A 12,747-nucleotide genomic window follows, 5' to 3' on the forward strand; every position below is an offset into this window, starting at 1 on the left:
TCCTGCCCTAAAGCGTAGCTATTCTTCATTTCCCACGGGATCAATACTATCGGTCTCAACCATTAGCATCACTGTTTTTTTAGGCGCCCTTGGCCGGTGCAGTACACCTTTGGAAATGGTGGTGCCCTCATTTGGATTCAGCTCAATGGTCTTATCCTTCAGATCAATATATAATTTACCGCTCAAAACAAAGAAAAACTCATCATCGTCATCGTGTTTGTGCCAATGATAGTCGCCCTCAACAATGCCAATTCTCACGACACTGTTGTTGACCTTGGTCAGTGTTTGGTTAAACCATTTATCCGTGCAGTTTTGTATAATGTCCGGCACGTCGATCACTTCATGGTGACCGTATTTCACGTTCATCAATTGCTTGTAATCGTACTTTTTATCCATGGTATTTTTAATTCGTTATAAGGGTTCGGACCTGATTTTGATCTGGAAATCCGTTCGCACACTCCATCCATACCTAGTTTCCAAAAGAACTATCCATATTTTTCAACCAGGTCCTTTGCATAGACCTGGGGCCAGAGCGCATTGCTGACGTCTGCGGTTTCTTCGAGCCGTACAAGTTCATAGATGATCTTGCTCTGTGTAAAGGGTTTGTTTAGCAGACTGGACAGGGGTTTTTCCAAAGTGGCAGCGTACCAGAGCGCCCATTCGGGATCTACACCATCCGTTTTTATGAATGCCTGGTGATGGGCATGCCCCGTTTTTTCCAATAAGGCCGCCAATTCTTGGGTTTTGGTATTTTCCATGATTTGTAATTTAAGTAGTGAACAATAAACAATATCGGAATATTATCCCTATTCATCTTCCTCCCGGGCTTTTTCGGCGGCGATTGAAGCAATATGATGGGCCATACGCGCAAAAAAATAAAGATTGAGCAGCTTCCCTTGATCCGTCTCCACCATCCCCTTTTTGAAGTGGACGATATCAAAATACTTCTTGTCCTCCTTTAGGTAGGGCCCTAGCTGAACTATGCCCTTCAGTTCCCCTTGATGGAACAACTGGAACAGACCGATGCTATGGTTGAGGTCAACCCTGTATGTTTCCCCTTTATAATCTCCTACAAACCTTTCGGGTTCCAGCAATTCAAATTTGCCCACCAGGTCTTTTCCTTTCCATACGACCACACGGGGTATTTCAAAGTTTTTCGTCTCAAATTCATAATCCAGATCGGTATCCAAGCCGGACAGGACCGTGAAGTTCTCATCACTAATGGTGTTGTTGAGCTTGCTGGTCTGTTTTAAGCGGTCGCTGATATCAAGGCCAATGACCTCCGTAAATTCTGGTTGGGCCCTTGTCCCGGTAATTTTGACTGAACCGAGCACTTTCTGCTGCTGGTCTACGAGCTGGTACGTGCCGTTCACAAACCGCTCGCCCAGCCAAAATTGGCCCTTGGGGTCGTGCACCAGTGTAAAGGAATCCGATTCGGAGAGGAAAGCCGCGTAAGATGAATTTCTCTCGTTCCTTACGATGCGTTTTTCCAATCGCCTTTGGCCCTTAAAGGCCGCATTCAGGGCATCCAGACACATGCTTTCAACATCGGCCAGACGGATCCCTAGTCCGTGCAAATGATTGGGCCGCCTGATCTGGAAGGGCAGTCGTGTAGTCTTGCGAAAGATCTTTTTACCCTTGGCATTTTCGATCCTGACCTCAAGGAGCATGGTATAATTGGTAAAATTAGGGCCCGGATTTCTGTACGATTGGCCGGCTGCAACGGCCAATTCGCTATGTATTTTGACAAAGTAATCCGCATCCTTGCGATTTATGACATCAAAATTCAGTACCCCCTTGCTGAACCGATAGCTAAAACCGGTACCGCCGTAATAGCTGATTTCTGCCAAGGGGAATTTTTCGCGGATCAGGGCGATGGCCCTATCGTTGAGAAGGGAGGTCCATTGGGGCTGCTCAAAATGCGCCGACAGGTCAAAGTGTAGTTCGGAATCCGAATAGTCGGAATGCAGATGAAAGTAATCGGTTATAAACACCTTTTTGACCTGGCCGCTCAGTGTTGCCGGAATCAAGAAAAGTACAGATGCCAATATCGCCAGATGGGCCCATTGCTTAAAGGAGACCTTGACCCATCCCCGGATCCTCTTAAACCTGGCCCTTTGCAACAACTGAGCACCAACCATATGATGTGTTCTAAGTTAATCTGGTCTTCTTGGAACAGCAAATGTTCCCTCAGCAGGTCTTCATGGGGAAGTAGGGGCAAGGCAACTCCTCAAGATAGGAATATATGGGCAATAATCATAGCTTTTTAACGGGTGCTGTGGATTTTGGAACGTGGCCGGCCTTTTTTACTTCAGATCTGCTAAAATGGATAGAATACGTTCTTTTTGCTTTTCGTCCTGCACCAATTTCAACGCGATTTTATAATTTTTTATAGCTTCGCCCGTATTGCCGTTTAAGGCCAAGGTCTCGGCCAGGCCGTCATAGGGGATCCAATTCTCGGGAAAACGGGATACAAACAACTTAAACACCGCAATCGCATCGGTAATGCGTCCGCGCTCAACCAGGGCATATCCATACCTGTTCAGTTCCCTTTCCGTGGCTTCGGTCCTTAACCAGGCATCAATTTTCGCCTCACTTTCGGTATTGTATTTTTTAAACCACCTTATCGTCTGAGCGTCCCGCTCTAGCTGATTTTTATGGAGGATATGGTTGTCGTCGGCAAAAACGATCAAACTGTACAGCCGGTTATGCGCTTGCAGGCTTTGGGCAATATCAAGGGCATGTTGTACGGGCGTGGCCCTGTCCCGTTCCCCGTGCATGATCAACAGGGGTGTATTGATTTTTTCGGGCCAATAGATCACCGAACGCTTTTTAATGTCCTCGCTCGGATCTTTGCCATTGAAACCTTCCCAATATTTTATGGCGTATTCCAAGAGTTGCGGACTTGCCTTGAACAATTTTTCAATATCGGAAAATGCGCCCCAAATAGCTGCGGCCTTCATGGGGAATCCCTCCCGGATCGCCTGCAAGGTCATCAACGCACCTCTGGATTCTCCTGTCATAAAGATGTTTTCAGTGTCCGTATAGGGTAGGGACTTTAACAGCGGGGCCATATGCAACAGATCGTTCAGGTCGGCACCCCCATTGGCATCTATACCTTCAGCACCATCACTTTGCCTGTACATGGGTGCAAAGACTACGTAACCTTCTTTTGCCAACCGGTGCATATAGGGCACCAATACCGGGGCCAGATCCTTATGGATACCGCTCCCCCTATTGAAAATAATGGCCGGAAATTGTTTGTCAAGCGTGTTTTTGGGTTTGTAGACGTAGGTCACTACCTGTAGGCCATCGCTCCAATAGATCAGTTTTTGGAACTCAAAATCCGGGTTGGAGACCGCGCTGTTGTATTCCTCCTGCGACCAGTATTTTTGAATGGCGTCCTGACTGCCGTCTACCCGTGTATAGCCATAGGCTTGTTTGTAGGCGGGAAACTCGTAGGGCCTAAGTTTGACAAGGGTACCATCTTTCCCCTTTTGCGCATTGTTTATGGCTTGTGCCCATGTAGTTTGTACACCGATAAGAGAGATACAAAATAGGGTGCAGAGGGCCAGATAAGGAAGGGTCCCAAAATTAGTGGAGCGATTAAAAGTGACGTTCACGAGCTTTGTTTTTATAATTACGTATAACAGTCCCGACCCATACTAGTAGAGGTTTTGAATTAAGCTATGGAATAAAAGTAGAGATTACCGTAGAGATAGGCAAGGAGGGTTATTGGGATAGGAAACCATGCCCCAGCAAGGGAAGTGTAAAAAGCAATAGAAAGCATGGTTTATTGGGTCATGATTCGCTCAATAGTCCGATAATCCCTATTTAGAAATGTTTCCAAATACGTTAAGGCAGTGGGTTGGTCAATGGACCATTTATCCACTACTTCCATCCGTGTCTTTTCTCCTAGGAGACCAAATAGGGGTCGTTTTTTAACCGGTCTGTTGTACCACAGGGAAAACTCCAATTTTTCCTTGTTCAGGCCTGCGGTCAAACAAAAGCTATGCCTGTCATTGATATGGGTAAAGTCGAGAGACGGGCTGTAATAGACCGTGTCCAGAGTTACACTGTCCGCCAACTTTAATTGTTCCATCCATGGATAGTTTTTTGCCATTTCCAACACTTGGTCCTTATCCAACAAGTTGGTCGGATATTCAATTTCTTCCCGGTCCGGGTAGCAAATGGAGTATTTGTAAGTCAAAGTTCGGTGTTTAATGTTACACAAGGGTTATCTGTAGGGTAGCAGCAACTTTTCGTTGGAGCACTGCACCTGAATTTCTGGATTTCCTGTAAAGCCTTTATTAAATGGTTATTTTCTATTAGCATGGTAGACGTAGGTTCTATTCCCGATTATTTTGCCGAAATTCGCCCATAGCGCCCACCGCGTCAAAAACGTTGTCCTGATCGGCTTTTTTGCGCCAATCCTTAGCGGACAGTTCCGCTCTTATTTCGCTTTCGGATTTTCCCATTTCCAATAAGTAGGTTACGTATTCCAACACCTTTTCCGGGATTCTCTCAATGATGTGATTCATGACGCCTATAACCACTTTTGCTTGTGCCAAAAAAAACGGGATTACCAATTGTACTATCCAAATAACGACGAGACCGATCCAACCCGTATTGAGTTCATCGATTGTAAAGCCTTCATTCAGCCGGTATTCCTGAAACGCAATAAAGCCAAAATTCGGGATATTGTTTTCCGTAAGTATTAGGTAAAATTGGAAGTATTGATTTGTTACGAATATGACAAAAACCAATAGCACCAACATTATTCTGGCTTTACGAAGGTCCATATAGTTTGCCATTCTGAGGATTTTGTTAAATAAATAACCCAAAAGCAAACCGATACCTACTTCGAACAGAAGAATAAAGTAAATGAACTTCTGTGATAGGAGGCCCACCAATAGCCCAATACCAATGGCGATTGCCAACCCGCCACCTATTGCGATTAATGGGTTTGGTTTTCCGTATGGTTTTGGTTTTGGCAATTCCGCAGGAACTTCGTAGTCTTCCCAACTGTATTGCTTTTCAAATTCAGTTTCAAGTTCGGCAAGTTTTCCACTTTCCTTGTACGTTAATGCCAGCTTTTGAAAAAGGACGATAAACAAACCCGTCCTTTTCGAATTTTTGCCAACATCCCAAAAATTACTTTCTAGCGATTTGCTATGGACTTCAATTCTCCCGGCACTGCCTTTGGTGATGGTTACTTTTTCGGTTAGTTTATGATAATCGCCCTGCCTTTTTGCTTCTACGGATTTTTTATTGATAAAAACCACAGGCCATTCTAATTTTTTGAAAACTTCAATTGCCAATGGGATAATTTGGCCATCTGGAATATCCGTTTTAAATGATTCGGAGAACTCGGGCTTGTATTTAAAACTATGTTTTCGCTTTATTTTTGTTTGTAGACTTTCGTATTTAATATGCATTTTTATGTATTACGACCGACAAAGGCCAATAATCATTGGCCAATATCGGAATATGGGACCATATATCATTCCTAAATGATATGGTTTTTTTGTACTTCAGCTATTATTCATCAGTTCAACGGCCAATTCATGAACTTCCTCTGCTATTTCCTGTGGGCTTGGATTTGTCGCAATTCGGTTAAATTCTTTCCAAAGTTTAGGGTCGATCGGTTTTATGGCATCTATCCCAAAAACTTTAACACACCAATACTTCCATACGTCATCCCTCCCCTTCAAAATACCAATGATATTGTCCGTGAGATGCTCGGAAATGGATGCTAAATAATCCGCAACAGGACCAGCTACGGGCCAATTCATATCTTGAATCCACTCTAAAAGTAGGGGGATGATAGGACGCAGTTCTTCATAAGAGTAGTTTTTCAGCTTTTTTGCTGTTTCCACATCTCCCTTATCCGTGGGGATTAATTTTTCAATATTCATAATTTAACAGGGCTTTTTCCAATTTAGGGCGCATCATTTAGTTCTTTAAACCTGTCAAAGGCTTCAAACAAGCTTTTTCTTATACTACCAACGGGTGCAAAATTTAAAATCCTTTGTTTGTTTTGGTCAAAAAGGGCACAGACGATCTTCAAATTTTCTGTTTCCCTTTTCCAATAAACTTCATCGCTTTTCAGGACGTTGAGCAACAGATCGCCCTCAAAAAGATTACCTTCAGAAAGGATATCGCGCCCTAGTTCAGCAATGGCCAAGGGAATCAGGTAATCCAGGCCCTCGTTTTGCCCGATCATTAGTCGCAGGTCTTCCACGTCAAAATCCTTGAGTTGCTTTTTTCTCAGCGCATGACAGGTTTGCACCAAATGGCTCTTGAAGGTTGGTACCTCCCAATAGCTCCTTTCCAGTGCCTCCAAGGTTTTATGTTTCCAGTTGTTCTCGAACTTCATAAGGTGCTTAACATTCTAAGGGCTCACAATCTGTGATACCACATACTTTTATTGCTGCTATTTTCTTTCCAGCGGTCTAGGCCATTGTTAGCGGTAGTTTTTATTTCGGTTTCGGTTTTACTGGAATCAAAAATTTATGCGAGAAAATCTCCCCATTTTCATTACGCTCGGAGACCTGTATTTCCAAATTTCCGTCTACAAGGGTTTTTTCAATTGGTGTAATTATGAATCGAAATCCGTCCTTATTTGCTGTATTCAGCATTATTCCAGATCCGTAAATCACTAACCGTTGATTATCTATGTTTTTCGTTTGGAATTTTGCCTTTGTTGGCTTGTCGACAACTAAAAAATGAACGTTATCCTCCAAAATAAGTTCTATCCTTTTTTCGGATTCCATATAAACAAACTCATTGTTTGATATAGGGGCAGTTTCCGTTTTAGATTCTGATTTACTTCTGCAATTCCCTAAGGTTAAACCAATTATTACTATTAGAAAACCATTCAGTGATTTACTTCTCATTTAGATTAAGTTTTTTGGGGTTGGTTCATCGTTAGTATTACTTCGAAGTCAAATAAAGTGTATTGATCATTGCATGAATGTCTTTTAAACTTTATTTGAATCTTTTTGCTAAAGAACTCAGCCGTTCCACTTGTGCTGGACTTAAGCTTATATCACATTCTGAAATAATATACTCAAGATGCTCAAAGGCGACGCCAAATTCACGATTCGCTACGTATTCATGTATTATTTCGAGTCCATCTCTAATTCCGGCAGCTTCAAATGTACAAAAGGGATCTTTACGGCTTAATAGCCCATTGATAATTTCCGAGCTTAATGCCAGGAGTTCTTTCTTCATGGTATTTTTAAAATTAATGGAAGCCGACTACCAAACAACTTGTATTTACACGATTAAATAGGTGTCGATTAGCTTTACCACAATGACAAACACCATAAAATAAAAAATAAAACCGCAGATTTGGGCATATCTGGCCTGTTTTTGCTTCTTGTCAAATCCAAATTTTTTGAACCGTTCAAATTCATGATCATTGTGGTCCTTGGTCGGGAAAAAATTACTGCCCGAACTAGTAGGGAAAAAGAAGAACTGCAACCACTCCTGGGTGGTCAGGTCTACATTCTTCCGCTTTTCCTTATTTTTTTGTTCTTGATCCAAATTTGATTACTTGTATCCAATGTCCTCCGTCAGGGGCATTTTGCTTTTTGAAAAATTGCCCGTGCCAAAAGCTATTTCCTTGCCATCTTCATTGTATAACGTGGATTGGGCCACAAACAACTCCCGTGATCTAAATTTCAATTGTCCCACGGCCGTGATTTTGCCCTTATTTGCCGGCCTAATCAGGTTGATGTTGAAAGAGGTAGTCAAAACAAAGACATCTTCCACCATGGAGTTCACGGCAAAAAAGGCGGCATCGTCCAGCAGTTTAAAGTAGACAGAGCCATGGATGGCCCCTAGGGCGTGGAAATATTTTTCCGAGATTTCCAGTCCTATCTCGGCCTGGCCATCGGAGATTTTACAGGTGGTGGTGTCAAAGAGCATGGTGTTTACATTGGCCAGCAGGTACATCCGTTCCAGTTTTTTAAAATGTGATTGGTCCATGTAGATTAAATGATAGTTTGCCCCAAATTTTAGGGTTTTTACTGTTGGGAGACAAGCCCTTCCCAATATCGGAAGATATGATCAATAATCATAAGCCAATTTTATCAAATCGTTTTTTGAACTTTAATTACCTCCACTTTTATAGCCGATTCTTTTTCGCGGCAGACCATCTTGAGCGATTAGTTTTTTGATGGCCTCAAATACCACTTTGAATTGTTGATCGTACTTTTTTTCCATAGCGGTAATTTTCTTCTTTAAATCGCTGTTGGACTCCAGCAATTTCCTTAGTTGTACAAATGTTCTCATAATGGCAATGTTGACATCAACGGCCTTTGCACTTCGTAAGACGCTGGACAACATGGCCACACCTTGTTCTGTAAATGCCATAGGCGTAGCACCACCAAGAAAACTTTTGCTTGGTATCACATTTTGTGATACCAGCTCATTGATCTCAACTTTGCTCAATTTGAACATGAAATCTTCTGGAAACCGGCTTAAATTGCGCTTCACTTGCTGCTTTAAAGTTCTTGTCTCCACTTCATATAAATTGGCCAAATGGAAATCTAGCAATACCTTTTGCCCCCTGAACATCAGAATAAGTTGGGCGATGTTCTCTGAATGGATTTTGGTTGATTTTGCACTCATATATACAACGTTTTTTAGTACCCCCTTTTTTGAATTTTACTTTTAGCACTGTTCCCTGTACTTTTTTCTCCCTGCCCCAATACAGGTCTAATCCCTTACCTCCTTGATCAGAAACATATACACCGGAAAATGATCGCTATAGCCGCCGGTATAATTGCCAGTGGCGAAGGACCTGAAGGGGTAGCCCTTGTATTTTCCGTGAGGGACAACAAGATAGCGCGGCCTAAAAATGCCGGCCTTCCAAAAGCGGTACCGGTTTTCTACGACCTGAAGCAGGCCAGAGGTAAAGAAAAATTGGTCAAAAAGGTGCCATTGGTCCCTATAGGCCAGCGAGCCAACTCCCTTCCGGTAGAGCTGCTCCATAGGATTAAAAAGTTGGGTTTGGGCTTGCCGCTTTCCATCGGTTTTTAGTACCTGCTTTAAACTGTAATCCACGGGATCGTCATTCAGGTCGCCCATGCTAATGATATTCACTTCGCTATTATGTTTGGAAAGGGAATCCAGGATTCTTCTGTTCAATTTGGCGGCGGCGATCCTATGGGGCCTGCTCCTGGTCTCCCCACCACTTCTGGAGGGCCAGTGGTTTACAATAAAATACATCTGCTCCCCGTCCAGGATTCCTCCTACCACCAGTTGGTCACGGGTATAATCCCGTTCCTCGGCCTCCTTGTAGAGGAGTAACCTATGACTGGCAAAGGAGGTAGGCAGGAAAACTTCTTTTTTGTACAAGAGGGCAACATCTATGCCCCGCTCGTCCGGGGAGTCAAAATGTACAATGCCGTAATTTTTATTCCTCAAATTTGGATGTGTTGCCAGATCGGCCACCACCTGTTTGTTTTCTACCTCGCAAAGACCGATGATATCCGGGGAGGTTTGGGTCACTTCGGCCCCGATTTCGGAAAGCACCTTGGAAATATGATCTATCTTCTTTTGATAGCGCCCCATGGTCCACCGGTACTTGCCCTCCGGGGTCCAATCATCATCAAAGGTCAGGGAATCGTTTGCCGTGTCGAACAGATTTTCCACATTGTAAAAAGCAATGGTCCTTGTGACATATCGCTTTTGCGATTGCCCCACGCACACCATCAAAAAAGTCAAGAGATAAATTACCTTATGTCCCATCCAAATACCTTCTGATCAGGTTCGCAAACAGCTAAAATGCGAACGGATTGCCATAAATTTTTTTGGGAGTGCAATGTTTTTGCAGTCTGCGCCTTTAGTTTTGGTCAAAATCGGCCAGAACTACCTTTTTGACGCAACTCCAAATATATGAAGTTTCGTTATGAAAATTACCATCTTAGCTAGCGGGCAGCATAAGAAGTGCCTGAAAGGAGGCTTAAATGCCCGGTTTTATCGAATTCCGGTAGGCACCCTTCTTTTTGCGTTTCTTTGCTTAACAGCCAACACTTCGCTATCGCAAAGGGTCCAAGGGGCATTCGCGGTAGAAGGAAAGGTCCTAAATGCGCAAACAGGAACAAGCCTAGGTCCCTATACCGTTTCAATCGAAGGGAGCTGGGTTTCCAAAAAAATTGAGGCCAATACCCGTTTCCGATTGGAAACCTCCCTTACAGGGGAACAGCTGCTTCGTATATCGGCCCCGGATTTTGTGACCAAAAGAATCCCCATTGTTCTGGAACAGCAACTGCTAGATCTTGGTACGATCTATCTGGAACGGGATATCGCCTTGGACAAAACAGATAATCTTATCAGTTTAACGGATGCCGAACTGTACGAAGAGGAAAATGGATCCACGGCATCGGGTCTGCTACAGGCCTCCCGGGATATTTTCCTCACTAGGGCCGCTTTTGATTTTGGTCAGGCTTTTTTTAAGGTCCGGGGCTATGATCGGGGGAACGGTACCGTATTGATCAATGGAATCCCTATGAACACCTTTTATGATCGCCGCGCCCAATGGAATACTTGGGGCGGCTTAAACGATGTGACCCGGAACCAGGACTTCTCCAACGGATTGGAAGCCTCCGACCATACCTTTGGAGGTATTTTGGGCACTACCCAAATTGATACCAGGCCCTCTGGAATGCGCCCTGGGGTAAGAATTTCATATTCCGTTTCGAATAGAACGTATCGGGGGAGGGCCATGATTACCTATAACTCGGGCAATAGGGACTCGGGATTTTCCTATAGCGTGTCCGCTTCCAAAAGATGGGCCTCCGAAGGGTATATTTCTGGCACGCTATATGACGCCGATTCTTTTTTTGGTGCGGTGGAGTATCATATAGACCCAAAGAACAGTGTAAGTTTTACTTCCTTGCTCGCTTCCAATCGCCGGGGCCGTTCTTCGGCCATCACGGAGGAGGTGTTTCATTTGGCGGGGAAAAAATACAATCCCTATTGGGGCTTTCAGCAGGGGGATATACGGAATTCCAGGGAGCGAAAGATACAACAACCGCTTTTGATGCTCAACTATGATCACCGATCTGATCGCCTCAGACTAAGCACTGGGGTCTCCTATCAATATGGCCCCGATGCCCGGAGCAGGATCGGGTATTACCATGCGCCCAATCCAGACCCCACCTACTATCGTTATTTACCCAGTTTTTATATCAACGGTCCAACAGGCGCCAACTTTGAAAATGCAATGCTGGCACAAGAAGGATTTCTCAACAACCCGCAATTGAATTGGGGCAAGCTCTACAGGGCCAATATCGAAGAGGACACCGCGTCCTATGTATGGTACGATGATATGATCCAAAATGAACTGTTAACGGCGAACGGACTGGCCAACCTTAAGGTGGGTGAAGGGGTGCAGTTGGATTTTGGGGCTACCTACAGAACCCTAAAAGCCAAAAATTTTGCGGTACTCCGGGATTTGATGGGAGCCGAATTTCACGAGGATATAGACCCTTTCTCCGGCACCCGAAACGATTTGAACGGGACACTGGCAAAAGAAAAAGGAGAAGTCTTCAACTACAACTACCTCATACATGCAGATGCGTTCGATGCTTTCTTGCAGTTCAGAATGAATGGAAATACATGGGGTCTGTTCCTATCCGGAAATTATGCCAAAACAGGATACCAACGGGAGGGATTGTTTTTGAACGAGCGTTTTTTGGAGGGGTCCTTGGGGCCGGGAGGGATGGTTGATTTTTCAAATTACGGGGCAAAGGGAGGGTTTAGCTACAGCATAAATGGCAGACATAGGATTAAAATCCATGGCGCGTACCTCACTAGGAATCCAGCGTTCCGTAATGTATTTATAAATCCCAGGGAGAACAACCATACCGTTCCAAATTTGCAAAACGAAAAAATCTCTACGGTAGATTGTAACTACTATGTTCGGCTCCCGAAGCTTACAGGCCGAATCACAGGTTTCTACACCCGTTTTCAGGACCTGACGGATATCAATTTCTTCTTTGTGGAGTCGGGCGTCGGATCCGATTTTGTGCAAGAAGTCCTTAGCGAGCTGGACAAGCTACATCTGGGAACGGAACTGGGTATGGAGTATAAGATGTCCTCCTCGGTGAAGGTGTCGGCCGTCGCTGCCATAGGCAAATATGTGTATGCCAGGGACCCCTCCTTAACGATAAATTTTGATACCGCCGGAAGCGAGGACGATCAGATCAATGCCGTGGGGAATCTAGACCTGGGGAAGGCGAAGATCAAGGATCTGAAGTTGGCCCAGGGCCCGCAGAAAGCCTATGCCTTGGGCTTGGAATACCGGGACCCCAAATATTGGTGGGTGGGTGGCGCCGCCAACTATTTGGCCAATAATTACGGCCAGATTTCTTTTATAAACCGAACCGGGAGTTTTTTCATCGATCCGGAAACGGGACGGTCTTTTCCCCAGGCTACACAAGAAAATGTGGATGATATATTGATGCAGAACAAAATGGAGGATTTCTATTTGTTGAATGTGATAGGGGGCAAGTCGTGGCTGGTAGGGAACAAGTACATCAGCCTTTTTGCGAGCATCAACAACGTCTTTGACACCACCTTTAAGACAGGAGGGTTTGAGCAGCGTAGAAAGGGCAATTTTGGGGAACTTTGGCAAGATCGGTTAAGTGGAAACCCCTCTTTTGGACCAAAATACTGGTATGGCTACGGTCGCACCTATTTTATCAATTTGGCCATCAGTTTTTGAAAGGC

At 44.3% G+C, this 12,747-nt stretch carries 15 protein-coding genes; 1 reads left to right on the top strand and 14 read right to left on the bottom strand.

Annotated elements, in window-relative coordinates:
- Window positions 1-18 precede the first annotated feature (18 nt).
- The 14 genes from ACRD67_RS16330 to ACRD67_RS16395 form a co-directional block, all read right to left on the bottom strand.
- Entirely contained in the window at window positions 19-396 is a 378-nt protein-coding gene (locus tag ACRD67_RS16330; RefSeq protein WP_430968296.1) for a cupin domain-containing protein, read from the bottom strand.
- Between the two features lie 89 nt (window positions 397-485).
- Window positions 486-758 carry a hypothetical protein gene (locus ACRD67_RS16335; RefSeq protein ID WP_430968297.1) on the bottom strand — a complete coding sequence of 91 codons (273 nt, stop codon included), beginning with the start codon at window positions 756-758 and terminating at the stop codon, window positions 486-488.
- Between the two features lie 48 nt (window positions 759-806).
- Window positions 807-2,141 carry a hypothetical protein gene (locus ACRD67_RS16340; protein ID WP_430968298.1) on the bottom strand — a complete coding sequence of 445 codons (1,335 nt, stop codon included), beginning with the start codon at window positions 2,139-2,141 and terminating at the stop codon, window positions 807-809.
- 165 nt (window positions 2,142-2,306) lie between these two features.
- Window positions 2,307-3,623 (bottom strand): tetratricopeptide repeat protein, encoded by a 1,317-nt coding sequence (locus ACRD67_RS16345; RefSeq protein WP_430968299.1) that lies wholly within the window; start codon window positions 3,621-3,623, stop codon window positions 2,307-2,309.
- 170 nt (window positions 3,624-3,793) lie between these two features.
- Window positions 3,794-4,210: a hypothetical protein gene (locus tag ACRD67_RS16350; protein ID WP_430968300.1), complete on the bottom strand. Its 417-nt coding sequence runs from the start codon at window positions 4,208-4,210 to the stop codon at window positions 3,794-3,796.
- Between the two features lie 139 nt (window positions 4,211-4,349).
- Window positions 4,350-5,438: a hypothetical protein gene (locus tag ACRD67_RS16355; protein ID WP_430968301.1), complete on the bottom strand. Its 1,089-nt coding sequence runs from the start codon at window positions 5,436-5,438 to the stop codon at window positions 4,350-4,352.
- Between the two features lie 96 nt (window positions 5,439-5,534).
- Entirely contained in the window at window positions 5,535-5,918 is a 384-nt protein-coding gene (locus ACRD67_RS16360; protein ID WP_430968302.1) for a DUF5071 domain-containing protein, read from the bottom strand.
- Window positions 5,919-5,941: 23 nt separating this feature from the next.
- Complete coding sequence (locus tag ACRD67_RS16365; RefSeq protein WP_430968303.1) at window positions 5,942-6,379, bottom strand: contact-dependent growth inhibition system immunity protein; 438 nt, start codon at window positions 6,377-6,379, stop codon at window positions 5,942-5,944.
- 100 nt (window positions 6,380-6,479) lie between these two features.
- Window positions 6,480-6,899, bottom strand: coding sequence for a hypothetical protein (locus ACRD67_RS16370; protein ID WP_430968304.1), 420 nt, complete (start codon window positions 6,897-6,899; stop codon window positions 6,480-6,482).
- A gap of 91 nt (window positions 6,900-6,990) precedes the next feature.
- Window positions 6,991-7,236: a MafI family immunity protein gene (locus ACRD67_RS16375; RefSeq protein WP_430968305.1), complete on the bottom strand. Its 246-nt coding sequence runs from the start codon at window positions 7,234-7,236 to the stop codon at window positions 6,991-6,993.
- 45 nt (window positions 7,237-7,281) lie between these two features.
- On the bottom strand, window positions 7,282-7,551 hold the full coding sequence (locus ACRD67_RS16380) for a hypothetical protein (protein ID WP_430968306.1): 270 nt from the start codon (window positions 7,549-7,551) through the stop codon (window positions 7,282-7,284).
- A 6-nt stretch (window positions 7,552-7,557) separates the two neighbouring features.
- Complete coding sequence (locus ACRD67_RS16385; RefSeq protein ID WP_430968307.1) at window positions 7,558-7,995, bottom strand: PaaI family thioesterase; 438 nt, start codon at window positions 7,993-7,995, stop codon at window positions 7,558-7,560.
- 123 nt (window positions 7,996-8,118) lie between these two features.
- Window positions 8,119-8,640 carry an ORF6N domain-containing protein gene (locus ACRD67_RS16390; protein WP_430968308.1) on the bottom strand — a complete coding sequence of 174 codons (522 nt, stop codon included), beginning with the start codon at window positions 8,638-8,640 and terminating at the stop codon, window positions 8,119-8,121.
- 87 nt (window positions 8,641-8,727) lie between these two features.
- Complete coding sequence (locus ACRD67_RS16395; RefSeq protein ID WP_430968309.1) at window positions 8,728-9,762, bottom strand: endonuclease/exonuclease/phosphatase family protein; 1,035 nt, start codon at window positions 9,760-9,762, stop codon at window positions 8,728-8,730.
- 160 nt (window positions 9,763-9,922) lie between these two features.
- Between ACRD67_RS16395 and ACRD67_RS16400 the strand changes: the two genes are divergently transcribed.
- Complete coding sequence (locus tag ACRD67_RS16400; RefSeq protein ID WP_430968310.1) at window positions 9,923-12,742, top strand: TonB-dependent receptor; 2,820 nt, start codon at window positions 9,923-9,925, stop codon at window positions 12,740-12,742.
- Window positions 12,743-12,747 lie beyond the last annotated feature (5 nt).

Source organism: Eudoraea algarum (assembly GCF_050589645.1).
GTDB lineage: Bacteria > Bacteroidota > Bacteroidia > Flavobacteriales > Flavobacteriaceae > JBNGOQ01.

Coding starts and splice junctions, on each gene's coding strand:
- ACRD67_RS16330 (WP_430968296.1), bottom strand. CDS start 396: ATGGATAAAAAGTACGATTACAAGCAATTGATGAACGTGAAATACGGT.
- ACRD67_RS16335 (WP_430968297.1), bottom strand. CDS start 758: ATGGAAAATACCAAAACCCAAGAATTGGCGGCCTTATTGGAAAAAACG.
- ACRD67_RS16340 (WP_430968298.1), bottom strand. CDS start 2,141: ATGGTTGGTGCTCAGTTGTTGCAAAGGGCCAGGTTTAAGAGGATCCGG.
- ACRD67_RS16355 (WP_430968301.1), bottom strand. CDS start 5,438: ATGCATATTAAATACGAAAGTCTACAAACAAAAATAAAGCGAAAACAT.
- ACRD67_RS16360 (WP_430968302.1), bottom strand. CDS start 5,918: ATGAATATTGAAAAATTAATCCCCACGGATAAGGGAGATGTGGAAACA.
- ACRD67_RS16365 (WP_430968303.1), bottom strand. CDS start 6,379: ATGAAGTTCGAGAACAACTGGAAACATAAAACCTTGGAGGCACTGGAA.
- ACRD67_RS16370 (WP_430968304.1), bottom strand. CDS start 6,899: ATGAGAAGTAAATCACTGAATGGTTTTCTAATAGTAATAATTGGTTTA.
- ACRD67_RS16375 (WP_430968305.1), bottom strand. CDS start 7,236: ATGAAGAAAGAACTCCTGGCATTAAGCTCGGAAATTATCAATGGGCTA.
- ACRD67_RS16385 (WP_430968307.1), bottom strand. CDS start 7,995: ATGGACCAATCACATTTTAAAAAACTGGAACGGATGTACCTGCTGGCC.
- ACRD67_RS16390 (WP_430968308.1), bottom strand. CDS start 8,640: ATGAGTGCAAAATCAACCAAAATCCATTCAGAGAACATCGCCCAACTT.
- ACRD67_RS16395 (WP_430968309.1), bottom strand. CDS start 9,762: ATGGGACATAAGGTAATTTATCTCTTGACTTTTTTGATGGTGTGCGTG.
- ACRD67_RS16400 (WP_430968310.1), top strand. CDS start 9,923: ATGAAAATTACCATCTTAGCTAGCGGGCAGCATAAGAAGTGCCTGAAA.